Source organism: Pseudomonas sp. BNK-7 (assembly GCF_048072025.1).
Lineage (GTDB): Bacteria > Pseudomonadota > Gammaproteobacteria > Pseudomonadales > Pseudomonadaceae > Aquipseudomonas > Aquipseudomonas danubii.
Window position 1 is genome coordinate 5,763,108 of record NZ_CP182252.1, and the last position, 25,940, is coordinate 5,789,047.

Below are 25,940 nucleotides of genomic sequence, written 5' to 3' on the forward strand. Positions count from 1 at the left end.
CTTAACCAATGGCCACGTCGGTGCTTTTCAGCGGGACGGCCATGGCTGTGAGTATTTTGCGCGGGCCTGAATATTCGTTGCGGGCGTGCAGGGTGAGGATGTTGTCGAGCATCACGACGTCGCCCTTCTCCCAGGGAAACTCCACCATCACCTCGCGATAGAGCTGTTGCAGATGGGTGATGTAGTCATCGGGGATCGGGCTGCCATCGCCAAAGAAGGTGTTTTGCGGCAGGTCCTCGGGCGCGAACTCCGCCAGCAGGCTGTCGCGGATGCTCTCTGGCAGGGTCAGGGCATTGAAGAACGTCGCATGGTTGAACCACACGCTCTCGCCGGTACGCGGATGCCGGACCATGGCCGGGCCCTGTTGCCGGGTGCGCAGGCGGTTGCCGGATTTCCACTCCGGGGTCACGCCGATCTTCGCGCAATAGGCCTCGACCTCGGCGCGGTTGTCGGTCTGGAACACGGTCTGCCAGGGCAGCCCCATGCCGTCGCCATAGTTGCGCACATAGAGCACGCGCTTGCGCTGGAACTCTTCGCGCACCTGTGGATCGATCCGCGCCAGCAAATGCCGGGTGTCGCCAAATGGCGTCTCGCCGCCGGTGGTCGACGGCACGTCGCAGTAGAAATACAGGTGCAGCGGAAACACCGGGGAATAGGAGTGCTCGTTGTGGGGAAAGATCTTTTCCACGGCCGGGTAGTCGGTAGAGCTGTAGACGTTGAGTTTCTTGGTGATCTGGGTCCGCGGCGAGGCCCGGAACAGGTACTCCAGGGCACCACCGGAAATCGAATCGACGCACTGGTTGAATTCGTTGATGTCCTGCACCGCGAAGCCGCGGAACAACAACGTTGCGTGCCGGTCGAGCTTTTCCTGGAGCAGCTCGCGGTTTTCCCCGGCCCACTGCGCCAGCCCCACGCCAGGAACGTTCGGCGTACACAGCAGGGGAATCGAGCTGTTCTCGAACAGCGGCGTGAACGTCACCAGGCTGGATTGGTCCAGGCTCAAGCTCTTGCGCCGTCCCTTGCCCAATGCCGGTATGGCTTGAGACTCGAATTTCGACATGACCCACCTCCGATTCGCGGTATCAGGCGCGGCGATCGCACGCGCCTGCATGATTGTTCAATATGGCTTCACTCGACCGGCACCCGTCCTGGACGGCGCCGCTGAATCGGGTGCTGTTGCTTGAGCAGGGCCTGGCGCTGTTGCAACTGGTCTCGCTCGCGCAGGTATTGGATATCCCGTGCCTGGTTCAGCAACGCCGCCAACGGCGCCTGGGTATCGACCACCATCAGCTCGAACACCGCCTGCAACTGCTCGAACAGGCACGCCATGTCCGCGGCGGTGTAGAGCCCGGCATCGCACTTCAGGCCGAGGTAGATGCCCTGGGGCGCATTGACGAACTCGGCCACCAGGTCCAGCTCCGCGGCAGCCCTGCCGGCAGCCACCGGCTGCACGTCCAGGCCGTCGATCGACAAGGGCTGATCAAGGCTTTCCTGATAGATGAACTTGATGCTGAACAACGGCGAACGACCGGCGCGCCGGACCACCCGCAGCGCCTCCACCAGGCGCTCGAAAGGCAGGTCCTGGTGATCCGAAGCACCGATGACCGTGCTCCGTGTCACCTGCAGCAAGTCGCTGACGCACTGTTGTTCCTCGACACTTATCTGCAATACCAGTTGGTTAACGAAGAAGCCCACCAGATCTTCAACGCCGGCGTGATTACGGTTAGCGATATCGGTCCCCAGACGCACCCGCGAACTGTCGCTGCGCTGCCCCACCACCAGGGCAAAACCTGCCAGCAGCAGCATGTACAAGGTCACCCCCTGGGCACTGGCAAAGGCGCGCAGCGCCTGGCTCTGAGCCGCCGAAAAATGGAATTCGTGGAGATCGCACAAGGGTGACGGCGCCTGCCCTGGCTGCACCGTGGCACTGGCGGGCAAGCGCGTGAGGTGATGGTCATCGCCCAGGACATCACGCCAGTAATCGAGCTGACGCTGCAGCTCACCGCCTTCGAGCCATTGGCGCTGCCAGACAGCGAAGTCCACGTAATGCAGGGCCGGCTCCGGCAACGGGCTGGCCGTGGCGGTCCGATGGGCGTGATACAGGCTTACGAACTCGGTCGGCAGAATGCCGAACGACCAATGGTCGGCGACGATGTGGTGCAGGGTCATGAGCAGCAGGTGCCGTTGCGGCTCCAGCCGCAGCAGGCGTACACGCATCGGCGGGCCGGCGATCAGGTCGAAGGGCTCCGCGGCCTGTTGCTGCAACTGCTGCTGGGCCATGGTCTCGCGCTCGGCCACTGGCAAGGCGCACAGGTCATCGAACACGAACGACAGCGGCAGGTGGCGATGGACGTGCTGCCAGCTCTCGCCTTCGACCTCGCTGTAGGTGGTACGCAATACCGAATGCCGCTGCATCAGTGATTCGAAGGCTTGCCGCACCGCCTCGATGTCCAGCTCGCCACGCAACTCCAGGGCCCGGGCGATGTTGTACATCGAGCTCTGCGGCTCCAACTGCCAGAGGAACCACAAGCGCTGCTGGGCAAAGGACAACGGCTGTGGCCGCGAGTCATCCACCCGGCACAAGGCCGGGGCCGCCTCCGGAGCCTCAGTGGCGCCCAGGGCGGCGACAAAGGCCTGCAGGTCGGGCGCATCGAACAGGGTCCGCAGCGCGGCCTGCAAGCCCAGCTCATGCCGCACCCGGCTGATGACCTGGGTGGCCAGCAACGAGTGCCCGCCCAGGGCGAAGAAGTTGTCCTGCAGGCCGACCCGCTCGACTTCGAGCACGCTCTGCCAGATCGCCGCCACCTGCTGCTGCAGTTTGCTGTGCGGGGCCACATAGGCTTGTTGCAAGGCACTCAAGTCCGGCTTGGGCAGGGCCTTGCGGTCCAGCTTGCCGTTCGGGTTGAGGGGCAGGCGCGGCAACAGCAGCACGTGGCTGGGCAACATGTAATCCGGCAGCGTTTCCTTGAGCCCGGCCTTGATCAGCGCGCAACGCTCGGCCTGTGCCTGAGCATCGCCCAGGCCGTCGTCGGTATCCCCAGGCAACGCAGAGGGCACCACATAGGCCACCAGTTGCATGCCGTTGTTGGCCGGCACGGCCAGCACCACCGCCTCACGCACATCTGGCCGAGCCGACAGGCGCGCCTCGATTTCCCCCAGTTCGATGCGGAAGCCGCGGATCTTCACCTGATGATCGATGCGGCCGATGTACTCGATCGCCCCTTGCGGGTTGTAACGCGCCAGGTCGCCACTGCGATACAGCCGGGCGCCAGGCTGACCGGCAAAGGGGTCGGGAATGAAGCGCTCGGCGGTCAGTCCCGGCCGGTCAAAATACCCCTGGGCCAGGCTCGACGCAGAACCGATGCACAGCTCTCCGGTGCCGCCTTCGGGCAGCAGATTGAGGTCGCCGTCGATGATCCGCAGGGCGCGGCCGATGATCGGCTGGCCGATCGGGATGCCGTAGACCTCGCTGGCATCCTGCTCCCGGCAGTCGTGGACACTGGAGACCACGGTGGCCTCGGTCGGGCCGTAGGTATTGAGCAGGCGTACCCCCCCAAGCCCGGCGGCGTGCCACAGGCGCAAGCCCTCCACCGACATCGCCTCGCCGCCGACATGCACCTGGCGCAGGCGCCCCAGGCTGCGGATACCGTCGGCCATGCACTGCTTGGCCAGCAAGTGCCAGTAAGCCGCCGGCAGGTCGGCCAGGGTCACGCCCTGGCTGACGATCACCGCCGCCAGTTGCTCGACGGCCCAGGGCTCGTCGCCGCGCATCACCAGGGCCGCGCCGAGGCAAAGGGCTGGGTAACACTGCTCGACGAAACCGTCGAAACTGAAGGTGGCGAATTGCAGCACCTTGTCGGTGGCGGTGAGCGCCGAATAATCCGCCGCCGCTTCGCAGAACGCCGACAAGGCCCGGTGATCGATGGCCACGCCCTTGGGGACCCCGGTGGAGCCCGAGGTGTAGATCACATAGGCCAGGTCTTGCGGGCAGGCGCGGTTCTGCGGATCGGCGCTGGAGCAATGGCTCAAGCGTTGCGCCAGGCTCGGCAGATCCCAATGCAGCACGCTGTCGGGCAGCAGCGGCGCGGCCCAGGTGCCGGTGTCGCTGAGCAGCAGGCTCAGGCGGCTGTCGGCAATCATGAACGCCAGACGCTCTTGCGGGTATTGCGGGTCCAGGGGCACATAGGCCGCGCCACTCTTGAGCACCGCCAGCAGGCTGACGATCAGTTGCGGGCCGCGCTTGAGTGCCAGGCCGACCCGATCCCCCGGGCCAATCCCCTGGGCTTGCAGGCAATGGGCCAGGCGGTTGGCCTGGGCGTTCAACTGGCCATAGTCCAGTTGCTCGCCATCGACCACCAGCGCCAGCGCCTCGGGCGTGGCCGCCGCCTGCGCGGCGATCCGCTGGTGCACCAGCGGCGCCTGGGCGGGCACCACCTCGGCCAGCTGGCTGTGCTGCAGCAAGTCCTGGCGCGCCTGTTCGCTCAACAACTGCAAGCCCCCCAGGGCCGCGTCGGGATCGGCCATGAACTGCAGCAGCAAATGCCGCAACTGGGCACAGAAGCCCTGGACCTGATCGGCACTGAAACGACTGCGGTCATAGCTGAAGTCCAGGCTCAGGTGCTCGCCCAACTCGATGCCCAGGGTCAGCGGATAGCTGGTCTGCTCGTGGTTGGCCAGGCCGGAGAACTGCAGCCCGGCCGGAGCCCCCTCCTTGAGGGCCTGGGCCACGGGGAAGTTCTCGAACACCAGCAGGCTGTCGAACAAGGGGGCGCCCTGGTGCCCGGCCCAACCCTGGATCTCGTAGAGCGGCACGTGCTCGTGTTCGCGCAAGCCCAGATTGAGCGCCTGCATCTGCTCAAGCCATTGCCCCACGCTGCACTGCGAACGTGGCTGGCAAATGATCGGCAAGGTATTGATGAACAGCCCCAACTGCTGCTCGATACCCGGCAGCGGCGCCGAACGCCCCGCCACGGTGGCACCGAAGATCACGCACTGCTGCGCGCAATAACGCTGCAGCAACAGCGCCCAGGCGGCTTGCAGCACGGTGTTCAGGGTGACCTTCTGCTGCCGGGCAAAGCTGCCCAGGCGTTGTGTCAGCGCCTGGTCGAACCCTTCCAGGTGCTGCCCATGGCCGCTGCCCGACACCGGCTTGCGCACCCCGTCGGCGAGCAAGGTCGGCGAGTCCATGGCGTGCAGGCGCTCGCTCCAGAACTGTTGTGCAGCCGGGGCCGACTGCTGCTGCAACCAGCCCAGGTAGTCGCGATAGCGGCCTTGGGGCGCCGGCAAGCGAGCGCCGCCGTACAACTGGATCACTTCGGCCAGCAGGCTGGCATTGCTCCAGCCATCGAGCAGCAGGTGGTGGCAGGTGTAGATCAGGTGCCAGTGGTTGTCGGCGATGGGCACCAGCAGCAGGCGCAGCAAGGGCGCCCGATCCAGCTCGAACCCCCGGGAACGCTCTTGCGCGGCCAGTAGATCGAGATCCGCCGGGGCCGATGCCAAGACCTGCAACGGCACCTTGACCCGGTTCCTGACCAACTGATGGGCGCTGTCCAGCCCTTCCCAGTGCACGCTGCTGCGCAGGATCGGGTGGCGATCCAGGGCACTCTGCCAGGCATCGGCAAAGCGCTGGGGATCAAGGCCGTGGATGTCCAGGCGCAACTGGTTGATGTAGGCCTGTTCCTGGGGCTCGTAGAGGGTATGGAACAGCATGCCCTGCTGCATCGGCGTCAGCGGATACAGGTCCTCGATGGCAGCCGCCGGCACCGGCAGCGCGTCGAGCTGTTGCTGGGAGATCCGTGCCAGCGGGAAGTCCGAAGGCGTAGCTTGGGCCTGATCCAGCCCACAGCAGTGCTCGATCAGCAGGCGCAGCTCGGCGAGGTAGTCATCGGCCAGCCGCTGGATGCTGGAGTCGCTGAACATTTCCTCGCTGTAGCCCCACTGCAACGCCAGTTCGCCGCCATAGACCTGGCCTTCCAGGGTCAGCCAGTTGGCCAGGGGTGCCTGTGGGTCCTGAGCCTGCCCGCTGCTCTGGCTGGCCGGCGTCCACAACGCCTGCTCATCGAACTGGCGATCGAACTGGCCCAGGTAGTTGAAGGTGATCCGTGGCTGCGGCAATGCCGCCAGCGCCTGACGCTGGGCCGGGCTGCCCAGGTAGCGCAGCAAGCCGTAGCCCAGCCCCTTGCCGGGGATCGCGCGCAGTTGCTCCTTGATCCCCTTGATTGCAGCCCCAGCTTGCTCGGCCGGCTGCAGGCGCACCGGGTACAGGCTGGTGAACCAGCCCAGGGTGCGGGTCAGGTCCAGATCGTCGAACAGGTCCTCGCGACCATGCCCTTCCAACTGGATCAGGGCCGAAGCCTGCCCGGTCCAGCGGCACAGTACGCGAGCCAGGGCGGTCAACAGCAGGTCGTTGACCTGGGTACGATAGGCGCTCACAGCCTGTTGCAGCAGTTTGCGGGTCAGCCCCACATCCAGTCGCGACTCGATCTTGCGGCCATGACGGTTCTGCAGGCCGCCCGCTGGGTTGTCACAGGGCAAGTCGCCGGCTCCGCTCTGCTGCGCCAGCCAGTACGGCAGTTCGGTCTCGCGCTGCGGCGCATGCTCCCGCAAGCGCCGGGCCCAGGCCTGATAGGCACTGGTCTTGGGTGGCAGTTGCACTGTCTGAGCCTCCGCCAACTGCCGGTAGGCCTGTTGCAGGTCCTCCAGCAGCACCCGCCAGGACACCCCATCCACCACCAGGTGGTGGATCACCAGCAACAGTTGCTGGCGACCCGACTCGTGCTCCACCAGGACCGCGCGTACCAGGGGGCCGGCTTGCAGGTCCAGGCTGCGCTGGGCCTCGTCGCACACTGCCGCCAGGGCCTGGTCATGCTCGACCCGGCACTGCCACAGGTCGAAGTGGCTGGCAGGCTCGGCATAGGCCTGCTGCCAACCCTGCTGCGTGCCGACAAAGCGCAGGCGCAAGGCATCGTGATGATTGACCACCTGCAACAACGCCACCTGCAACAGCGCTGGCTGCAAGGGCTGGCGCGGGTCCAGCAGCAACGACTGGTTCCAGTGCCCCGGTCGAGGCACCTCCTGAGCCAGGAACCAGTGCTGTACCGGGGTCAACGGCACCTCACCGGTCACTGGTCCCTGGTCGATCTGCGGCTGATCGTCGAGGACCGCGACCTGGGCCAGGCTGCGCACGCTCTGGTACTGGAACAGGTCCCGGGGCGCCAGACGGACCCCGGCCTGACGGGCGCGACTGACCACCTGGATCGAGATGATCGAATCACCGCCAAGCTCGAAAAAGTTATCGTCCAGGCCTACCTGAGCGAGCCCCAGCACATCGCACCAGATGCCCGCCAGGGCCTTCTGCATGGCGTTCTCCGGGGCCACATAGGCCAGTTGCGGCGCCGTCTCGGGCAGCGGCAAGGCCTTGCGGTCGAGCTTGCCGTTGGCGGTCACCGGCAAGCGATCCAGGGCCAGCAGGTGATGGGGCACCATGTACTCCGGCAGGCTGCTGGCCAGCCAGGCCTTGAGTTCGTCGGTCCACCCCCGGGCCTGGGCCTGGGCCTGGGCGCCCTCTTGCAACACCAGATACGCCACCAGGTGCTTGGCGTTCTGCACCAGCACCACGGCCTCGCGCACGCTCGGGTGCTGCATCAGCCGGGCTTCGATTTCACCCAGCTCGATACGCAGGCCCCGCAGCTTGACCTGATGGTCCAGGCGGCCCAGGTATTCGATCACCCCATCGGCCCGCTGGCGCACCCGGTCGCCGGTGCGATACAGCCGCGCCCCCTGGTGGAAGGGGCAAGGTACAAAGCGCTCGGCGGTCAGGGCCGGGCGCCGGTGATAACAGCGAGCCAGCCCGAGGCCGCCCAGATAGAGCTCACCGGCAACACCCGCCGGTACCGGTTGCAACTGGGCATCCAGGACATGGGTACGCAGGTTGGCGATCGGCTGGCCAATCGGCACGCTGCTTGCGCCTTCGTCGGCACAGGTCCAGTGGGTGACGTCGATCGCCGCCTCGGTCGGGCCGTAGAGGTTGTACAGGCCAGCGCCCGGCAATCGGGCGAAGACCTGCTGCTGGGCATCCAGGGGCAAGGCCTCGCCACTGCAAACGATGCGTTTGAGGCTGGCGCAGGCCGACACGCCCTGCTCATGGATGAAGGCCTGGAGCATCGAGGGCACAAAGTGCAGGGTGCTGATGCCGTGGTCGATGATGGTGTCGATCAGGCGCGCCGGCTCACGGTGGGCCCCCGGGGCCGCCACCACCAGCCGGGCACCGGTCATCAGCGGCCAGAAAAATTCCCAGACCGAGACGTCGAAGCTGAACGGGGTTTTCTGCAGCACCGCGTCACTGGCGTCCAGGCCATAGGCCTGCTGCATCCAGTACAGACGGTTGACCAGCGCCGCGTGGCTGTTGCCAGCCCCCTTGGGCTTGCCGGTGGAACCCGAGGTGTAGATCACATAGGCCAGGTTCAGCGGGTCGACCGGCGTCTCCAGCGGGCCGCTGTCATAAGCCAGCAGCGCGTCCTGATCCTGGTCCAGGAGGATGACCTTGAGCGCCTCTGCATCGGCTTGGAAATCCAGCAGCGGCAGCAGCGAACGCTGGCTCAGCAAGAGGCGGATGCCGCTGTCCTCGATCATGTAGGACAAGCGGTCCCGGGGGTATTCCGGGTCCAGGGGCACGTAGGCGCCACCGGCCTTGTGGATCGCCAGCAGGCCCACGACCATTTCGATGGAACGTTCGATGCAGATGCCCACCAGCACATCCGCCGCCACACCCTGTTCACGCAGCAAGCGCGCCAGCCGGTTGGCTCGGGCATCCAGTTCGGCGTAGCTCAGTTGCTGCTCGCCGAACACCAAGGCGCAGGCGTCGGGGGTACGCCGGACCTGAGCTTCGATCAGTTGCGGCATGCTCAACCCGGTGGGGTAAGCCTGCGCCGTGGCGTTCCAATCGTGCACCAGGGTCTGGCGCTCCCGGGCATCGAGCATCGGCAACTCGCCGATGCGCTGCTCGGCATCCTCCAGCATGCCTTGCAGCAGTGCGGTCCAATGCCGCGCCATGCGTGCGATGGTGTCAGCGTCAAACAGGTCTTCGGCGTAGGTCAGGGCGGCGTGCAGCTTGCCGGACTTCTCGTAGGTGTCCAGGGTCAGGTCGAACTGGGTGGTGCGGCTCTGCCATTGCACCAGGCTCAGCTCCAGCCCGGACGCTGTCTGTACCGTGCTGATATCCGCCACCTGGGGCTGGTGGTTGTACATCACCTGGAACAGCGGTGTGTGGCTCAGGTTGCGCTCCAGCTTCAAGGCTTCAACCAGTTGCTCGAACGGCAGGTCCTGATGAGCCTGGGCACCCAGCGCCGCCTCTTTGACGGCCTGCAGCAGTTCGCTGACCCGGATCTGGCCGGTGAGCTGGGTGCGCAGCACCTGAGTGTTGACGAAAAAGCCGATCAGGCCTTCGACCTCGGCGCGGTTGCGGTTGGCGATGGGTACGCCGACGCGAATGTCGTCCTGGCCGCTGTAACGGTGCAGCAGCACATTGAAGGCGCCGAGCAACAGCATGAACAGGGTCACATTGTGCTGTTTGGCCAAAGCCCGCAGTTGCTCGGCCAACTCCGGCGCCACGGCGAAGTCATAGCGGGTGCCACGGTAGCTGGGCATCGCCGGGCGTCCATGGTCAGTGGGCAGTTCCAGCACCGGATGCTCGCTCCCCAACTGCGCCTGCCAGTACTCCAGCTGCCGTGCCTGCTCCCCCGCCTCCAGCCAGCGCCGCTGCCACAAGGCATAGTCGCTGTACTGGATTGGCAACGCCGGCAGTTGCGGCTGATCGCCCCGTTCGAAGGCGTCGTAGCAACGGATGAACTCGTCGATCAGCACGCTCATCGACCAGCCGTCAGAGACGATATGGTGCAAGGTCAGGAGCAACACGTGCTCCTCGGCGGCCAGCCTGATCAGCTTGACCCGCAGCAACGGACCGGTTGCCAGGTCGAACGGCAGCAGCGACTGCTGCTGCGCCTGTGCCGCCACCGCCTGCTCCTGTTCCGATGCGTCGGTTGCACTCAGATCCAGGTATTGCACGGCCAGCTCGACCTCTGCCGCAGCCTGTTCCAGGCGATCATCGGCGTGGCGCTTGAACACCGTGCGCAGGGTCTCGTGGCGCGCCACCAGGGCGGCGAATGCCTGCTCCAGTGCCTGGTGATTCAGCGCCCCCGTCAGACGCACCGCCCCCGGCAGGTTGTAGGCGCCACTCTCGGGGTCCAGCTGCCACAGGAACCACATGCGCCGCTGGGCGTAGGACAGTTCCTGACGGTCCTCCACGGCCACGTCGGCAGGGATTGGAAACAACGAAAAGTCGATATTTTCCGCCCGCAGACTATCGAGGAACAACCGGCGCTTCTCCAGCGGCAGCTCGATAAATCGGCGTGCAAGTTTCAGGGACTTTTCAGCGTTCATCTGGATTCATCCGTACATGTTGGGTATCGAGCGTTGGCTCGGCTATCCCTACGAAACGGATGGGCCTGGTGAAAAATTAACCCCCTGCGCGACAGGCAGATCAGGGCTTGCACGGTAAATTCCAGCGCTTGCGGCTCGTCAAATCAGGACCTTCCCCTTAATAAGGTCGCGATCATGTCCTCAGCCACTTCCCTGGCCAGCTCACTGGCAAATGGCTTGCGCAAGCTGGTAGGTGCCGGCGCCCAACAACCCCGGAGCTACCGGCTGATCAACGTCGAACTCAAGCAACGCATCGACCTCAGCCCCTCTATGACCCGCCTGGTGTTCGGCGGCGAGGACATCGCCCAGGCCCGCACCCTGGCCCCGGACCAGCGCATCAAGCTGCTGTTTCCCGGGGCCGACGGCACGCCTGCGCAATTGCCGGTGGAAGGCGACTGGCAAGCGGCCCGGCGCCAGTTGCCGGCCGAGCAGCAGCCACCGATGCGCACTTACACCATTCGTGCCTTGCGCATGCAGCCGGCAGAGATGGATGTGGATTTCGTGCTGCACGGGGTCAACGGCCCGGCCTCTGCCTGGGCCACCCACGCCCGGCCCGGCGACCGCCTGCAGATGGTGGTGCCGAACAAGGCCTACAGCGGCGACCCCGGCGGTTATGAGTGGCTGCCGCCGGCGGGGATTGGCAAGGTGCTGCTGATGGGCGATGAAACCGCCCTGCCCGCCATCGCCGGGATTCTGGAGGAGTTGCAGGATTACCCGGATTACCCGGACGTGCAGGTGTTCATCGAGGTGCCCTGCGAAAGCGACTGCATCGACCTGCGCTGCCATCCGCAGACCCGGGTCAACTGGCTGCCTCGGGACGTGCTCAATGCCCAACACGGTGAAACCCTGATCCATGCCGCCCGGGAGCTGGCCGAGCTGCCACCGCCCAACGGTGGCCGCCGGCCGCTCAAGGTTTCCGAGCGCCACGACGCGCAACGGCTCTGGGACACCGCAGCGCCAGCAGACAACCATTTCTATGCCTGGATAGCCGGCGAGTCGGCGACGGTGATGAGCATCCGCCGCCATCTGATCAACGAGCGCGGCCAGGAACGGCGCAACCTGACCCTGATGGGTTACTGGCGCCTGGGTATGTCCCTGGGTTGAGCCCACCAACCGCCCCCCTATTCCCTATAGCCGCTGCCGAGCCCGCGAAGCTGCGCAAAGGCTCGAAGGGCCTTGCTTGGCGATCGCCAGTCGAACCTTTGGAGCCCTCAGGTTTTTTGCGTCCCTGCGGGCCGTGCGCAGCCTGCGGCAGCGGCTACAGGGAGCATGTCTGTAGCCGCTAGGAAAGCGCGGCTACCGGTTGCAGGTGGCGCCGGCGGTGCACTTCCAGGTGGCCCTTGATCAGGCTCAGCACCTTGGTTTCCTGTTCGTGGATGAAGAAGTGCCCGCCCGCGAGCATGTCCACGGAAAAGCTGCCGCAGGTTTCCTGGCTCCAGCCAATCAGTTGTTCGCTGGTGGCGCGGTCGGTCGTGCCCCCCAGCACATGCACCGGGCAATTGAGCAACGGGCGCTGCAGCGGGCGAAAACGCCCGCACAGCAGGAAGTCGGCCCGCAGGATCGGCAAGGTCAGGCTCATCAGTTCCTGGTTGGCCAGCACCTCTTCGCTGGTGCCATTGAGGGTGCGCAGCTGCTCGATCAGCTGTTGGTCAGTCTTGGCCTCGGCAAACCCTCGGTCGTATTCGCTGCGCAAGGTCGGTGCCGCTGTCCCGGAAGCGAACAGCGCCACCGGTTCCGGACACCCCAGGGCGCGCAGGGCGTGGGCCAGCTCACAGGCCAGCAAGGCTCCCAGGCTGTGGCCGAACAGGGCATAGGGCGCGCGCAACGTGCTCTGGAGTTCCCGGGAAAGCTGCATCGCCAGCACCCGCATGTCGGTGTGCAGGGGCTCGGTGTAACGGGCGCCGCGCCCGGGCAGTTCCACGGGTGTCAGGTGCAGCCACTGAGGCAGCTTGCGCCGCCAGCGGCTGTAGACCATGGCGCTGGCGCCGGAATACGGCAGGCACAGCAGGTTCAATTGGGTCACGGTTTATCCCTCGACAGATGATCTGTTAAGGAAACGCAGTGCAAGGCGGAGAAATTAGGACGCGCTCGCCCCCGGCAAGCGGACGGCAACCCATGGGCCGGCGCTAACCGGTTGTCTGCGACGCCGCGTCAGCGTGGCGAGCCGGCCCAAGGTGCTCATAGCTGGAAGCGCTGGACCTGACCATGCAGGTCTCCCGCCAGGCTCGCCAACTGGTCGCTGACGCTGGAAGTCTGTGCCGCGCTGTCGACGTTGTGTGCCGCCACGTCGCGAATCGCCAGCAGATTCTGATCGACTTCCCGGGAAACCTGCGCCTGTTGCTCTGCGGTGCTGGCAATTGCCTGGTTCATTTCGTTGATCTGAACGATGCGCTCGGCAATCTGCGCCAGCCCCCCGTCAGCCTCCAACGCCTTCGCATTGCTGCGCTCGACATACTCATTGTTCGCGACCATCGCCTGCACCGCCTCACGGCTGGTGGCCTGAACGGAGGTGATCATGCCTTCGATTTCCGCAGTGGAGCTCTGGGTGCGTTGCGCCAGCGCTCGGACTTCGTCGGCGACGACGGCAAACCCTCGCCCCTGCTCGCCTGCCCGGGCGGCCTCGATGGCCGCATTGAGGGCCAGCAGGTTGATCTGTTCGGCAATGGCGCGAATCACTTCCAGCACTCGGCTGATGGACAACACTTCATCGGCCAGCCGCGTGATGGTGCCCGAGGTCGTCTGCAACCGCTGTCCCAGCTGTTCGATGGTGAGGCAGGTCTGCCCCACCTGTTCACGCCCTGAACGGGCCTCGCGCTGCGCATCACGGGTGGAGTCGAAGGTCAGGTTGGCGTTGCGAGCGACCTGATCCACCGCCAGGGACATCTGGTTGACCGCTTTCGCGGCCAGCTCGATTTCCTGGTTCTGCTGGCTGATGCCCTGTTTGTTGCTGGTCGCGGTCACACGCAGCCCCTGGGCTTGCTTGTGCAATTGCGTAGCGCTGGCCTGAATCGCCTGCAAGGTATCGCGCAAGGTGTTCTGCATGCTCTGCAGCGAGAGCTGAACCTGACTGATCTCGTCGCGACCGGCGACCTTCACCGGCTCACGCAAATCCCCCGAGGCGGTGCGGGCCACCGTCTTTTGCAGCCCATCCAAACGCTGGGTAATGCTGCGGCTGAGCAACCACGCAAAGCCGCCACCGCCACACAGGAGAATCAGCAGCAGTCCCCAGGTGAACAGCACATTGTTCTCGTAGACCCGCTTGCCCTGTTCGTAACTGCGAGACGACTCCTGCAGTTGCACGGCAATCAGTTGATTGAAGTCCTCTGACAGCGGATCAATCACCGGATACAGTTCCTGGGCGGTGAACAGCGCCAAGCCGGCCTTGTCTTCGCTGCCGAGCAAGGTCTTGAGCTTCTGCAATGGCTGCTTGGCCTGGACCATCAAGGGCTCGATGCGCTCGATCAGGCGCACCTCTTCATCGATCAGCAACGTGGCCTTGTAGGCCTTCCAGATGTCCGCGATCTGCTGCTCGGCCTCCTCCACCTGCTGCCGAGCTTCCTTGAATGACAAGCTGCCATTGCGGGCCTTGTGGCTGCTGTCGACGATATTCACCGCGTACAGATCAGCCACCTGCTTCAAGTCCCGCAAGGGCACCACACGATCCAGATAGACGCTGTTGAGCCGCCCCAGGACCCCCTCTACCCCCAGCAGACCCGAAACCCCTATCGCCAGGCTGCCCACCAGCATCAGAACGATAAGAACGATGAGCCGTGCTCGTATGCTGAAATAGTTCATGTGCAATCCCCGGCCAGAAAAAACGCGGCCGCGACGCACAGGTCAGGCAACGTGGGGCAAGTATGGTCGGGAAATACCCCCCTCGCCTGGCCGGATGAACGCACCGTCCACGCTCAGGCGTACGCCAGCAGGAGGCGCCCGCTCAGGCCGCACGCTTGCTGGTGGTTTTGAGGCGACGTCGGATTCAGCTGACGCCGGACTCAGGTGGCATCCGGCTCAGGCGCATCGCGCATCAGGCGTCGATAGCTCTGCAACGCCGCCCCCAGCACCACCGCGCCGCCGCCCAGGGCCAGCCAGAAGCCGCTGCGGGCGCCGAAATGGTCCACCAGGAACCCGGACCCCGCTGCCCCCAGGGCCACGCCAATGCTCAGGCCGGTGACCAGCCAGGTCAGGCCCTCGGTGAGCTTGGCCGGGGGCACGATGCGCTCCACCAGGGCCATGGCGACAATCAGGGTCGGGGAGAAAAACAGCCCGGCGACGAACACCGCCAGGGACAGGCCAAAGACATTGCTCGCCCAGAGCAGCGGCAAGGTGGCCAGGGCCGTGGCGATACCGCCGTACATGAACAGCCGGGGCAAGGGCGTGGCCAGTTTCAGCGCGCCGAAGGCAATGCCCGCCAGGCACGAGCCGATGGCGTACACCGAGAGCACGATGCTCGCCGCCGCCGGCTGCCCCTGGTGCTGGGCAAAGGCCACGCTGACCACATCCACCACGCCGACTATGGTGCCCATGGCCACCATCAACAGGATCAACAGGCGGATTTCAGCGGAGCGAATGATCGAGCCCGCATGCCCCTCCTCGTGGGGGTGCACCGGCGGCTCGGTGCTTTTCTGCATGACGAACACACTCACCCCCAGGGCCAGCATCAACAGCGCGGCCAGGGGCCCGGCCTCGGGGAACAGCCCCACGCACAGGCCCACCGACACCGGGGGACCGATGATGAAGCAGACCTCATCGAGCACCGACTCCAGGGCGTAGGCGGTCTGCAACTGCGGCTGGCCACGGTACAGCTCGGTCCAGCGGGCGCGGACCATGGCCGACATGCTGGGCATGCAACCGGCCAGGGCGGCGCAGATGAACAGAGTCCAGTGCGGGGCCTGCAAACGCGTGCACAGCAGCAGCGCCAGCAAGGCACCGCCTCCAAGGCCCGCGGCCAGGGGCAGCACCCTGCCCTGGCCGAAGCGGTCCACCCAGCGTGACACCTGGGGCGCGCAGAAGGCCGTGGCCAAGGCAAAGGTGGCCGCCACGGAACCGGCCAGGGCATAACCGCCATGGAGCTGCGCGAGCATGGTGATCAGGCCGATGCCGGTCATGGAGATCGGCATGCGCGCGATCATGCCGGCCAGGACGAACGCCCGACTGCCGGGGGCCTTGAACAGTTCGCGATAGGGGTTTGCCATTTATAACGACTCCTTGGGGGGCTGCAACTTGCCACAAAGTGCTCGCGCAGCAAAAATACATACGCCGCGTATGTCAAAAATCATGTAAACATACGCCGCGTATGTCAACCCACCCTTTGTTGGAGAACTGTGTTCATGAGCCGCCGCCCTCGCGCCGAGATGATCGAAGCCACCCGCGCCAGGCTGATTGCCAGCGCGCGCCAGGCCTTTGCCCGCCTGGGCTATGCCAAGACGTCCATGGACGACCTGACCGCTGAAGCCGGACTGACCCGCGGCGCGCTGTATCACCACTTCGGCGACAAGCAGGGGTTGCTGGCGGCGGTGGTGGAACAGATCGACGGGGAAATGGATCAACGCCTGGAGGCCATCTCCAGCGAGGTTGCCGATCCCTGGGAGGCTTTCTGCCAGCGTTGCCAGGCCTATCTGGAGATGGCGCTGGAGCCGGAAATCCAACGCATCGTCCTGCAAGACGCACGGGCGGTGCTGGGGGACGTCACCCAGGCCGGCGAGGATCAGTGCATCGACACCCTTGGTGCCCTGCTGAGCCGGCTGATCCAGGAGCAGGTGATCGAACCGGCGTCGCCCCAGGCCCTGGCGCGATTGATCAACGGCAGCCTGGTGGAGGCCGCACTGTGGATTGCCGCCGCCGAGCAGCCTGAGGCCCGCCTCGATGAGTCGCTGCAGGGGCTTGAGCTGCTGCTGCGCGGGCTGCGGCGGCAGCAACCGAACTGAACGCTCTGACACCCTGAGCCCGGCTCCGGTGCTGACCGAAGCGCTCAGCCCTTTGTGCCCGCCAGAAACGGAATTGGCCCCATGCCCGACTCTCCGATCAAGGCGGTGAATGGATCTGCCAGGTGCAGGACCCCTGGGGCAACTGCATCGGCCTGCGCCAGCCAGCGACGCTCGCCTGACGCGTTAACTGGCGGCACACTGACGAGCTTTTCACCCGAGCCCCAAGGAGAAACGGCATGCATCAGGTGCTGCTGATCATTGATGTGCAACCCTGTTTCAACCCACCGCCATGGCTGGTGGAAGGCATCAACGCACTGCTGGGACAGATGCCCTCGGTGGCCACGGTGGAACGCCATGATGAGAGCCGCACGCCCTTCGCCCGGCAACTGGGCTGGCAACCGGCGGCGGACGACCAGAGCCTGGTGGCCGCCGATAAGGTTTTCATCAAGCACGGCTATGGGCCAACGGCAGACATACTCGACTACCTGAAAAGCCTCTGTCCCGAACGCGTGCTGGTGTGTGGCATCCAGACCGACACCTGCGTGCTGGCCGCCGGCTTTGCCCTGTTCGATGCCGGATTGCAGCCGACCCTGCTTACCGACCTGACGGTGGGTTCATCCCTGGACCGCAGCGGCGGCCTGGGTATTGACCTGTGGCGACATCACTTCAAGCACCTGATCCGCAGCGACGAACTGTAGAAGCCGGCGTGCCGGCGAAGGCAGTGTGAGGCCATCGATACGCCAGGTGCCAAGCAGCGCTAGACTCCGCGCCTGCGCGCCGTTCGCCTACCAAAACGCAAGTGACTCCCCACCCATGAAAAGATTTGTCGCCCTGCTTGCCCTGTTGTTCTGCAACCCCGCCTTGTGCGCCTCGTTCAGCGATTCACCCGAAGCGCTGGTCCGGCAATTCATTGCCGACTATCAGCAGTGGAGCGACAGGGCCAGCGCCCGCCAAGCGGACAACGCGCCCCTGCAATCGATGGATCTGGCACAGCAGGAGTACGCCCAGTTGCTGACCAAGTTCTGCCTGCCGGGCTTTCAGGGCCAGCCCATTGCCTTCAGTTCCCCGGCCAGCCACGGCACAGCGTACGAGCAGATCCTCTCCAGCAGCCGAACCGCGGATCGCGCGCTAGTGAAAACCCGGGCAATCAGCCCCGGCGAGGGCTTTGCTGCCGATTACCACTACCACCTGATCTTCAGCGGCCAGCGCTGGTACCTCAGCGAGGTGTTCTACGTCGACCAGGACGGCCAGTACGAGTCGCTCTAGATCAGCCGTAACCGTTTTGAGCTAGGGTGTTTCAAGTCACCGAACCCCGGAGCCACCATGCCCAGCTCAGCCACCCTGCATCAGGTCACGACCCCCAGCCTGCACCTTGCCTATGAAGCACACGGCCCGACCACTGGCGAGCCGGTGATCCTGCTCCACGGTTTTCCCTACGACGTGCGGGCCTACGACGAGATCGCCCCGCCCCTGGCCGAGCGCGGCTATCGGGTCATCGTTCCCTACCTGCGGGGCTACGGCCCGACGCGCTTTGTCAGCGAGCAGATCATGCGCTCCGGGCAGCAGGCCGCCCTGGCCCGGGACCTGCTGGAGCTGATGGATGCACTGCAGTTGCCCCAAGCCACCCTCGCTGGCTACGACTGGGGCGGTCGCGCCGCCTGCATCGTCGCCGCCCTGTGGCCGCAGCGGGTCAAGGGCCTGATGAGCGCCGACGGCTACAACATCCAGGACATCCCCGGGGCCTGCGAACCCAGGGCGCCAGAGACCGAGCACCGGTTGTGGTACCAGTACTACTTCAACACTCAGCGCGGGGTGGATGGGCTGACGGCCAACCGTCGGGCCTTCTGCGAGCTGTTGTGGCGCCAGTGGTCGCCGACCTGGAAGCAGGGACCGCAGTGCTATGGCCTGAGCGCGCCGTCCTTCGACAACCCGGACTTTGTCGAAGTGGTGATCCATTCCTACCGCCATCGCTTCGGCTACGTACCCGGCGACCCCAGCCTGGAAAGCATCGAGCAGGCGTTGCAGGCACAACCGCCGATCCAGGTGCCGACCATCGCCCTCTGTGGCGCCGACGACGGGGTCGGCCCGGCCACCGAGCCGGACCCCGATATCGGCCTGTTCAGCGGGCCCTATCAGCGCAGTATCCTGCCCGGCGTCGGCCATAACCTGCCCCAGGAAGCCCCGCAAGCCACCCTCGACGCGCTGCTGGAGTTGCTCCAGAACGCCTGAGAAGAGCTGCAGGCTGCACGCCATGCCGGGGAAAAATCGGTACACTTCGCGCCTTTGATCCCCCACAGGACATGGAATGTTACCCGCCACGACTTCCCCCCGGCCCGGCCTGCGCCGGGCCCTGGTGCTTTGGCTCTACGCTGTCGGCGCCGGCCATCTGCTGGCCGGACTGCTGCTGACCTGGGCCGGCCACAGCGGCCTGTTCAACGACTACCTGGCCAGTATCGAACAGGCCTTCTGGGGCGCCGCCGCACCGGCGCCGGCCCGGGCCCAGCAGGTCTGGTGGCTGGGCCTGTTCGGTGCCACCCTGCAAAGCTATTCGTTGTACCTGCTGGGCCTGGTGCACCTGGGCAACCGCCTGCGGGCACCGGCGGCCTGGGCCTGGCTGATGGCCGGGATTGTGCTGTGGGCGCCCCAGGACATGTGGCTGTCGTGGCAGATGAACATGACCGCGCACCTGTGGATCGACAGCTTCGCCCTGCTGGTGCTGCTGCCACCGTTACTGTGGCTGCAGCGCCACGACCGCCGTACCTCTCGTCTTCCCTCGTAAAAGGACTTCACCATCGTGGCTGATTTGCCAATCCTGCAGTGGGCCATCGCCCTGTTGCTCGCCCAGGGCGTGCTCGGCGCCCTGGACACGATCTACCATCACGAACTCACCGTGGCCCTGCCGCAACGCCACGGCGCGCGCAAGGAGCTGGCGATCCACGCCCTGCGCTCGTGCTTCTACGGCGTACTGTTCATGGGCATTGCCCACCTGGCGTTCCAGGGCATCTGGGCGCTGGTGATCGCCGTGCTGTTCGCCCTGGAAATCGGCCTGACCCTGTGGGACTTCGTGGTCGAGGACCGCAGCCGCAAGCTGCCGGCCATCGAACGCATCATGCACACCGTGCTGGCGATCAATGCCGGGGCCTTCTTCGCCCTGTACGGCCTGCAACTGCTGGAGTGGTCGCGCCTGCCCAGCGCCTTGAGCCCCATCGACCTGGGCTGGCAAGGCTGGGCCCTGAGCCTGTTTGCCATCGGTGTGACGGCCTCGGGGATTCGTGACGGCCTGGCGGCGTTGCGCTTGCAACGCCAGGGCCAGGGCGCCAATCCCTTTGCCGGCGGTGCCGGCAAACGGGTGCTGGTCACCGGTGGCACCGGCTTTATCGGTGAAACCCTGGTCAACCAACTGCTGGATGCCGGGCACACCGTCAGCGTGCTGGCCCGCGATCCGCTGCGCGCCGCCTACCTGTTCGACGGTCGTGCCCGCTGCCTGCGCTCGTTGAGCAAGCTGGGCCATGGCGAGGCCTTCGACGTGATCATCAACCTGGCCGGCGCCCCGGTGGCCGGGCCGCGCTGGTCGGCCAAGCGCCAGGCGCAACTGTTGGCCAGCCGGGTCGGCACCACCGAGGCCCTGCTCAACTGGCTGCAACACGCCCAGCACAAGCCGGAGCTGTGGATCCAGGCGTCGGCCATCGGCTTCTACGGGGTGCGCGACGCCAGCCAGAGCCTGGATGAAAACGCCGAGCGCGGTGAAGGCTTCATGGCCGATCTGTGCGCGCGCTGGGAGTCCTCGGCGGAACCGGCCACCCGTTTCGGCGTGCGCCAGGTGGTGCTGCGCCTGGGCATCGTGTTCGGTCCCGGCGGCGCCTTGAAACCCCTGCTGCTGCCCTTCCATTTCGGCTTTGGCGGACGCATGGGCGATGGCCAGCAGATCATGAGCTGGGTGCACCGCGACGACGTGTTGCAGGTGATGGCCCGGGCGATGAACGACGCGTCCCTGTCCGGCACCTACAACATGGTGGCGCCGGAAGCGGTGAGCCAGGGCACCTTCGCCACCACCGTCGGCAAGGTGCTCAAGCGTCCGGTGTGGCTGCATGTGCCGGCCGCGCCGGTGCGGGCCCTGGCCGGGGAAATGGCCGAGCTGTTCTTCGACGGCCAGAAGGTGGTGCCCGCGCGCCTGCTGCAGGCCGGCTACCGCTTCCGTTACCCGACCCTGGACGCCGCCCTGCGCGACCTGACCTGAGCTGAGGAATGCCCATGAGCAAGCCCCTGTTGTACCTGCTGGCGGGCAATGGCAGCGCCGCCGACTGGTGGGACGATGCCCTGCCGCACTTTCAACGCTATCAGGTGCAGCCGCTGGAACTGCCGGGCTTTGGCGACAATCCGCTGCCTCCTTGCAATGACCTCGGCGAATACGCCGAGGCCCTGCTGGGCATGACGGCGCCGGGCAACGCGATTGTCGCGGTGGGGGTCAGCGCGTTGATCGTGCTGCACGCCCTGCAACGCCGCCCCGGGCATTTCTCGCGCAGTGTGCTGCTGTCTCCGGTGGGGGCCTTTCTCTGGCAACGGCGCCTGCCGGCACTGATGTCGCCGCTGCCGGCGCGCCTGCTGATTCATGGCTTGCTCAGCCATAAACCGACCCTGTTCGCCGGCAAGTTCTCGCGCCAGCCGTGGACCCAGGAGCAATACCAGCGCATGGGCTCGGGCTATGCCCGCTGCCGGGCTTTCGTGCCGCTGTGGGAACAGCTGCGGGCCGACACCGCGCTGCCACTGCTGGAGTGGATCAAGGACCCGGTGCACCTGGTCTGGGGCGACCAGGACCGGCTGCTGGGGATGGCCCAGGCTGCGGCCTGGTCGGCGATCCTGGCCCGGGCCGACCTGCGGATCAGCCTCAAGCCGGGCTGGGGCCATTACCCCTGGATCGATGCGCCGACGGCGTTCGTCGACTGGCTGGAGTCCGGCGACCCGGGTTTCGTCGCCCACACCAAGGGCGGCCGCCTGCGCCTGGCAGAACTGGCCGGCCAGCCGGTGCCCAGCGCCCTGTCCCTGGACAGCGCCGGCGACCCGCGCTTGCCGGCCCTGCTCGCCAGCCAGCCGCAGGCCCTGTGGGCGGTGCGTTCTTCCAGCTACGGCGAAGATCAGGCCGACTCGGCCAATGCCGGGCTGAGCACCACTTACTTGCGGGTCGCCAGCACGGACGTGCCTGCGCGTATCAGCGAACTGCGGGACGCCGGCGTCGAGGAAGTGGTGGTGCAGCGCTTCATCCAGCCGACCCTGTCGGGGATCGCCTTCGTGCGTCATCTCGCGGTGGAGCTGGAGTGGGTCGAAGGCCATCTGGAAAGCCTCGCCGACGGTCAGGTCAGCCCCCAGCGGGCGGTGCTCTCGCGGCTGGGCAGTGCCTGGGAAAGTGGCCACTTCGCCAGCACCCAGGGACTCGACGCCAGTGCCTTGTGGGACTTCCTGCAAGGGGTGCTGAAGGTCTTCCACTATGTGCCCGGCGATGTGGAATGGGCCTGGGACGGTCAGCAACTGTGGCTGCTGCAGTACCGCCCCATCAGCGACTACGGCTGGCGCCGGCACCTGACCGCAGCCAATATCGCCGAAATCCTGCCGCCGCAACCCAGCCGCTTCGTCGAGTACGGCCAGCGCCGGGCAGCGGCGAGCATCCCGGCGATCATGGCCCGCTGGGACAGCCGGGTGCTGCAGGACAACGAACCCTTCACCGCGGTGTTCGGCGGGGCTTCCTATATCAACAACGACCTGTTCCTGGCGCGCCTGGCCGATTGGGGCCTGCCCTCCTCCAGCTACGCCGGGGAAGTCGGTGGCGCCACCCCGAAGCTGCCCCTGCGCCCGCTGCGGCTGCTGCGCTCGCTGCCGCGTTTCCTGCGCATGCAGCACGTTGCCCGAGGCCATCTGCTGACCCTGGAACGCGGCCTGCGGCGCTTCGATGACGAGTTGGCGCAGTTGCATCAGAGCGCTGCCAACGGCCAGCAACTGGCGGACTGGTTCAGCCGTTTCTATGTGTTCGTGGTGCAGGGCAACCTGTGCATCGCCACCGCCCTGGCCAGCAGCGGCGGCGCGCTGCTGGGGCGCCCGCCCACCGCCTACGACAACCTGGACCACAGCCCCCATCGCCTGCCCTGGGAAACCGACCCCGGCACCCCGCGCCCGCCCTGCACCGAGTTGCCGCTGCAGGCTTTCCCGCACTGGAGCCCGGCCATCACCCTGGCCCACCGCCTGGGTTTGCCGGGCATGCGCGGCTACTACCTGCAAGTGCGCGAGTGGTACCGGGACAACCTGATGCGGATCTTTTTCCGCCTGCACCACGCCGTGCCCGAGGCCGATCGCGGCTACTGGTTCGCCCCCCACGAGCAGCCGCGCAGCCGCGGCGGCAGCTTCTGGCAGGACGGCCGCGAAGGCAGCGAGCAGGCCGCGGGCTTCATGATCTATCCGGGGCAGGTCCAGGGCGTGCTGGGGGTCGATATCCTCCTGGAAGATACCCTCGATCCCGGGCGCCACGCTCACTACCAAGCGGCCCGGGCCGTGATCGCGCGCATGGGTGGGCGCCTGTCCCACGGCTCCACGCTACTGCGGGAACTGCGCAAGCCGTCGGCGGTGCTGCCGCAAGTGGACACGGCCTGGGTCGGCCGCGAAGTGCTGTATAGCGACGGCCGGCTGAGCCTGGTCGAAGGCTGAACCGCGCCCCCGGGGCTCAGACCTGCTCGGTGCTGGCAAAACGTTCGCGGTAGGCCTGGGGCGTCACCCCCAGGGCCCGCAGCAGGCTGCGGCGCAGGGTTTCTTCACTGCCAAAACCGCATTGGGCGGCGATGCGCTTGATCGGCAGGCCGGTGTCGGCCAGCAGGCGCCGGGCGGTTTCCACGCGGATCAGTTCGATGGCCCGGGCCGGGGTCTGGCCGGTGTCGGCGCGGTAGTGACGGACGAAGCTGCGCTCGCTCATGCCCGCCTGCTGGGCCAGGATCGGCAAGGTCAGCTCGCGACTGAGATTCTCGGCAATCCAGGCGTGCAAGCCATCGAAACGCCCGCCGCTGTTTTGCAGCGACAGGGTCACGCTGAACTGCGACTGGCCGCCCGGGCGCTTGAGAAACACCACCAGTTGCCGGGCCACATCCAGCGCCGCCTCGCGCCCCAGGTCGGCCTCCACCAGGGCCAGGGCCAGGTCGATACCGGCGGTGACTCCGGCCGAGGTCCACACCGGGCCATCGTTGATAAAGATCGGATTGGGCTCCACCCGCAGCTGCGGGTATTGCTCGGCCAGTTGATCGCAGCGGGTCCAGTGGGTCACCACCCGGCGCCCGTCCAGCCAGCCACTGGCGGCCAGCAAAAAAGCCCCGGTGCAGACCGAGGCCACCCGCCGCGAGGCCGTTGCGCGCTGGGCGACCCAGGCCACCAGCTGCGGGTCCCGAGCCGCCTCGTAGACGCCCCAACCGCCGGCAATGATCAAGGTGTCGCAGGCCACCTCCGGCGCCGGCAGGGCCTCGGCCAGCAGCGCCAGCCCCGATGAACTCAGGGTCGCCCCGCCCGGGTTGGCAATGACCCTGGGGTTGTAGGGCAAGGGCAAGCCCAGGCCACGGGCCCGGTCATTGGCCGAGGCAAACACCTGCAACGGGCCGGTGACATCCAGCAACTGGGCATTGGCGAAGGCCAGGACAAACACATTTTTCGCGGAGCTGAACATGATTGGCGTAAATCGAGGGCAGGTTGGCGTATGCGCCAAATCCTAGAACGCTAGAGTCAAGCCGTCCACCCCACCCACACAAGGAACAGGCCATGACAGTGCAGATAGGTTTTCTGTTGTTTCCAGAGGTTCAACAACTGGACCTGACCGGTCCCCACGACGTGCTGGCCTCGCTGCCCGACGTACAGCTGCACCTGCTCTGGAAGGAAACCGGGCCGGTGATCGCCAGCTCTGGCATGGTGCTGCAGGCCACCACCGGCTTTGCCGACTGCCCGCCCCTGGATGTGCTCTGCATTCCCGGGGGCGCCGGTGTCGGGCCCTTGATGGAAGATCCCCAGACCCTGGCGTTCATCCGTCGGCAAGCGGCCCGGGCGCGGTATGTGACCTCGGTGTGCACCGGCTCCCTGGTGCTTGGCGCCGCCGGCCTGCTGCAGGGCAAGCGCGCCACCACCCACTGGGCCTACCACGAACTGCTGGCACCCCTGGGGGCGATCCCGGTGCGCGAGCGGGTGGTGCGTGACGGCAACCTGCTGACCGGCGGCGGCATTACCGCCGGCATCGACTTCGCCCTGACCCTGGCCGCCGAACTGTTCGACGCCGCCACCGCGCAGCGGGTGCAACTGCAACTGGAGTACGCCCCGGCGCCGCCGTTCGAGGCCGGCAGCCCGGACACCGCCCCGGCCAGCGTGGTGCAAGAGGCCCGCAGCCGGGCAGCGGACTCCCTGCACAAGCGCCGGGAGATCACCCTGCGGGCAGCTGCCCGACTGCAAGCCGGCTGAGCCGCGCAACGCCTCCTCCCTTCAAGCGCGGCGTACCTGCCCATGGCGATCATTGCTCAGCAACTGAGCAATGGCGCCGTCACCATAAGTGCGTTCGACTTTGGAAATCACCACCTGATAACCGGCGTACCAGCGCCGGTACTGGCGCTTGGCTTCCAGGTGCCTGGGGTGACGGGCAAAGGCCTGGATCGAAGCCTCATCCTCCCAGTAATAACTGGCATTGATCAGCGCCTGATCCGCGCTGGTCCAGGATTGGGCGCCGACAAAGCCCGGCAAGCTGATGGCAATTTCGTCGATCAGCGCGCTGAGGCGATGGAACTCCTCGTCCCGCTGGCCCGGCTTATAGATAAAGGCGGCGATGTACATGCTTGAACTCCGTTGAGGTGATAAGTCAGACCGGCCGGGCCAACAGTGCCAGGCGCAAAGCCAGCGCCAGCAACACCGCCGCCAGCAGCCAGGATTGCAGCCGGGCAAAACGTGCCGTCGTGCCGGAGAAGCTCCGTGTCAGGAGCGCGCCGAAGATCCCCAGGCTGGTGTGAAAGATTCCGCTGACCAGGGTCAGCAACAGTCCCAGGACAACCAGCTGCAAGGCGATGCTGCCGTGAGCCGGCCGGACGAATTGCGGCAGGAACACCATGAAGAACAACAACGCCTTGGGGTTCAGCAGGCTGTTGCACAGGGCCCGGACAAACACCGTGGACAGCGGCACCCGGACGGCATCGACGAGGTTCAAGGCGCCGTTACCCGCCAGGGCTTTCCAGGCCAGCCACAGCAGGTAGGCGACCCCGGCATAGCGGAGCAGATCGAACGCCGGTGGCCAGCTGGCCACCACGGCGGTGACGCCTGTGGCCGTGAGCAGGGTCAGGCCGATATCCGCCGCGCCAATCCCCAACCCCGACGCCACCCCACCGCGCCAGCCATAGGCCACGCCATGGCTGATGACAAAGGCCATGTTGGGCCCCGGCGACAGCAGCAACAGCAACACGGCGCCCAGGAAGATCGACAGAGTAGAAAGGTCCGGCATGTGCGCGCTCCTGCGCAAAAGCCGCTAGATTAGGCCCCCTATCT

Annotated in this window: 17 protein-coding genes; 9 read left to right on the forward strand and 8 right to left on the reverse strand. The window is 66.1% G+C overall.

Annotation, left to right across the window (positions count from 1 at the left end; all coding sequences use genetic code 11):
• Nucleotide 1: 1 nt before the first annotated feature.
• A complete protein-coding gene (locus ACMGF8_RS25900; RefSeq protein ID WP_060840287.1) occupies nucleotides 2-1,060 on the reverse strand; it encodes a TauD/TfdA family dioxygenase in 1,059 nt (352 codons plus the stop codon).
• 68 nt (nucleotides 1,061-1,128) lie between these two features.
• Complete coding sequence (locus tag ACMGF8_RS25905) at nucleotides 1,129-10,437, reverse strand: amino acid adenylation domain-containing protein (RefSeq protein WP_416757708.1); 9,309 nt, start codon at nucleotides 10,435-10,437, stop codon at nucleotides 1,129-1,131.
• A gap of 174 nt (nucleotides 10,438-10,611) precedes the next feature.
• Between ACMGF8_RS25905 and ACMGF8_RS25910 the strand changes: the two genes are divergently transcribed.
• Nucleotides 10,612-11,580, forward strand: coding sequence for a siderophore-interacting protein (locus tag ACMGF8_RS25910; protein ID WP_416757710.1), 969 nt, complete (start codon nucleotides 10,612-10,614; stop codon nucleotides 11,578-11,580).
• Between the two features lie 178 nt (nucleotides 11,581-11,758).
• On the opposite strand, the gene ACMGF8_RS25915 is transcribed toward ACMGF8_RS25910, so the two are convergent.
• From ACMGF8_RS25915 to ACMGF8_RS25925, 3 genes are all read right to left on the reverse strand, one after another.
• Nucleotides 11,759-12,499 (reverse strand): thioesterase II family protein, encoded by a 741-nt coding sequence (locus ACMGF8_RS25915; protein WP_416757712.1) that lies wholly within the window; start codon nucleotides 12,497-12,499, stop codon nucleotides 11,759-11,761.
• A gap of 155 nt (nucleotides 12,500-12,654) precedes the next feature.
• Entirely contained in the window at nucleotides 12,655-14,271 is a 1,617-nt protein-coding gene (locus tag ACMGF8_RS25920) for a methyl-accepting chemotaxis protein (protein WP_416757714.1), read from the reverse strand.
• A 200-nt stretch (nucleotides 14,272-14,471) separates the two neighbouring features.
• Nucleotides 14,472-15,671: an MFS transporter gene (locus ACMGF8_RS25925; protein WP_102861765.1), complete on the reverse strand. Its 1,200-nt coding sequence runs from the start codon at nucleotides 15,669-15,671 to the stop codon at nucleotides 14,472-14,474.
• A gap of 135 nt (nucleotides 15,672-15,806) precedes the next feature.
• Between ACMGF8_RS25925 and ACMGF8_RS25930 the strand changes: the two genes are divergently transcribed.
• The 7 genes from ACMGF8_RS25930 to ACMGF8_RS25960 all read left to right on the forward strand — a co-directional run bounded on the left by ACMGF8_RS25930 (nucleotide 15,807) and on the right by ACMGF8_RS25960 (nucleotide 23,093).
• Nucleotides 15,807-16,403, forward strand: coding sequence for a TetR/AcrR family transcriptional regulator (locus tag ACMGF8_RS25930; protein ID WP_102861766.1), 597 nt, complete (start codon nucleotides 15,807-15,809; stop codon nucleotides 16,401-16,403).
• Between the two features lie 236 nt (nucleotides 16,404-16,639).
• On the forward strand, nucleotides 16,640-17,101 hold the full coding sequence (locus tag ACMGF8_RS25935) for a cysteine hydrolase family protein (protein ID WP_416757717.1): 462 nt from the start codon (nucleotides 16,640-16,642) through the stop codon (nucleotides 17,099-17,101).
• A gap of 115 nt (nucleotides 17,102-17,216) precedes the next feature.
• Complete coding sequence (locus tag ACMGF8_RS25940) at nucleotides 17,217-17,669, forward strand: hypothetical protein (RefSeq protein WP_207166296.1); 453 nt, start codon at nucleotides 17,217-17,219, stop codon at nucleotides 17,667-17,669.
• A gap of 57 nt (nucleotides 17,670-17,726) precedes the next feature.
• The gene (locus ACMGF8_RS25945; RefSeq protein ID WP_102861769.1) at nucleotides 17,727-18,632 is read left to right on the forward strand and encodes an alpha/beta fold hydrolase; all 906 of its coding nucleotides are present in this window, start codon (nucleotides 17,727-17,729) and stop codon (nucleotides 18,630-18,632) included.
• Nucleotides 18,633-18,708: 76 nt separating this feature from the next.
• On the forward strand, nucleotides 18,709-19,182 hold the full coding sequence (locus ACMGF8_RS25950; RefSeq protein WP_102861770.1) for a hypothetical protein: 474 nt from the start codon (nucleotides 18,709-18,711) through the stop codon (nucleotides 19,180-19,182).
• A gap of 15 nt (nucleotides 19,183-19,197) precedes the next feature.
• Complete coding sequence (locus ACMGF8_RS25955) at nucleotides 19,198-20,640, forward strand: TIGR01777 family oxidoreductase (protein WP_416757719.1); 1,443 nt, start codon at nucleotides 19,198-19,200, stop codon at nucleotides 20,638-20,640.
• Between the two features lie 14 nt (nucleotides 20,641-20,654).
• Nucleotides 20,655-23,093: an alpha/beta hydrolase gene (locus ACMGF8_RS25960; protein WP_416757721.1), complete on the forward strand. Its 2,439-nt coding sequence runs from the start codon at nucleotides 20,655-20,657 to the stop codon at nucleotides 23,091-23,093.
• 16 nt (nucleotides 23,094-23,109) lie between these two features.
• Here ACMGF8_RS25960 and ACMGF8_RS25965 read toward each other — a convergent pair whose 3' ends face one another.
• Entirely contained in the window at nucleotides 23,110-24,093 is a 984-nt protein-coding gene (locus ACMGF8_RS25965; RefSeq protein WP_416757723.1) for a GlxA family transcriptional regulator, read from the reverse strand.
• Nucleotides 24,094-24,185: 92 nt separating this feature from the next.
• Here ACMGF8_RS25965 and inhA point away from each other — a divergent pair, with 92 nt between their 5' ends.
• A complete protein-coding gene (gene inhA / locus ACMGF8_RS25970; protein WP_102861774.1) occupies nucleotides 24,186-24,872 on the forward strand; it encodes an isonitrile hydratase in 687 nt (228 codons plus the stop codon).
• 21 nt (nucleotides 24,873-24,893) lie between these two features.
• On the opposite strand, the gene ACMGF8_RS25975 is transcribed toward inhA, so the two are convergent.
• Nucleotides 24,894-25,238 (reverse strand): antibiotic biosynthesis monooxygenase family protein, encoded by a 345-nt coding sequence (locus ACMGF8_RS25975; protein WP_102861775.1) that lies wholly within the window; start codon nucleotides 25,236-25,238, stop codon nucleotides 24,894-24,896.
• Between the two features lie 25 nt (nucleotides 25,239-25,263).
• Nucleotides 25,264-25,896, reverse strand: a complete 633-nt coding sequence (locus ACMGF8_RS25980) for a LysE family translocator (protein WP_102861776.1) — start codon at nucleotides 25,894-25,896, stop codon at nucleotides 25,264-25,266.
• Nucleotides 25,897-25,940 lie beyond the last annotated feature (44 nt).

Excerpts from the sequence above, each read along its gene's own strand:
- ACMGF8_RS25910 (WP_416757710.1), top strand. The coding sequence starts at position 10,612 with ATGTCCTCAGCCACTTCCCTGGCCAGCTCACTGGCAAATGGCTTGCGC.
- ACMGF8_RS25900 (WP_060840287.1), bottom strand. The coding sequence starts at position 1,060 with ATGTCGAAATTCGAGTCTCAAGCCATACCGGCATTGGGCAAGGGACGG.
- ACMGF8_RS25960 (WP_416757721.1), top strand. The coding sequence starts at position 20,655 with ATGAGCAAGCCCCTGTTGTACCTGCTGGCGGGCAATGGCAGCGCCGCC.
- ACMGF8_RS25930 (WP_102861766.1), top strand. The coding sequence starts at position 15,807 with ATGAGCCGCCGCCCTCGCGCCGAGATGATCGAAGCCACCCGCGCCAGG.
- inhA (WP_102861774.1), top strand. The coding sequence starts at position 24,186 with ATGACAGTGCAGATAGGTTTTCTGTTGTTTCCAGAGGTTCAACAACTG.
- ACMGF8_RS25905 (WP_416757708.1), bottom strand. The coding sequence starts at position 10,437 with ATGAACGCTGAAAAGTCCCTGAAACTTGCACGCCGATTTATCGAGCTG.
- ACMGF8_RS25950 (WP_102861770.1), top strand. The coding sequence starts at position 18,709 with ATGTTACCCGCCACGACTTCCCCCCGGCCCGGCCTGCGCCGGGCCCTG.
- ACMGF8_RS25965 (WP_416757723.1), bottom strand. The coding sequence starts at position 24,093 with ATGTTCAGCTCCGCGAAAAATGTGTTTGTCCTGGCCTTCGCCAATGCC.
- ACMGF8_RS25980 (WP_102861776.1), bottom strand. The coding sequence starts at position 25,896 with ATGCCGGACCTTTCTACTCTGTCGATCTTCCTGGGCGCCGTGTTGCTG.
- ACMGF8_RS25945 (WP_102861769.1), top strand. The coding sequence starts at position 17,727 with ATGCCCAGCTCAGCCACCCTGCATCAGGTCACGACCCCCAGCCTGCAC.
- ACMGF8_RS25940 (WP_207166296.1), top strand. The coding sequence starts at position 17,217 with ATGAAAAGATTTGTCGCCCTGCTTGCCCTGTTGTTCTGCAACCCCGCC.
- ACMGF8_RS25920 (WP_416757714.1), bottom strand. The coding sequence starts at position 14,271 with ATGAACTATTTCAGCATACGAGCACGGCTCATCGTTCTTATCGTTCTG.
- ACMGF8_RS25935 (WP_416757717.1), top strand. The coding sequence starts at position 16,640 with ATGCATCAGGTGCTGCTGATCATTGATGTGCAACCCTGTTTCAACCCA.
- ACMGF8_RS25925 (WP_102861765.1), bottom strand. The coding sequence starts at position 15,671 with ATGGCAAACCCCTATCGCGAACTGTTCAAGGCCCCCGGCAGTCGGGCG.
- ACMGF8_RS25975 (WP_102861775.1), bottom strand. The coding sequence starts at position 25,238 with ATGTACATCGCCGCCTTTATCTATAAGCCGGGCCAGCGGGACGAGGAG.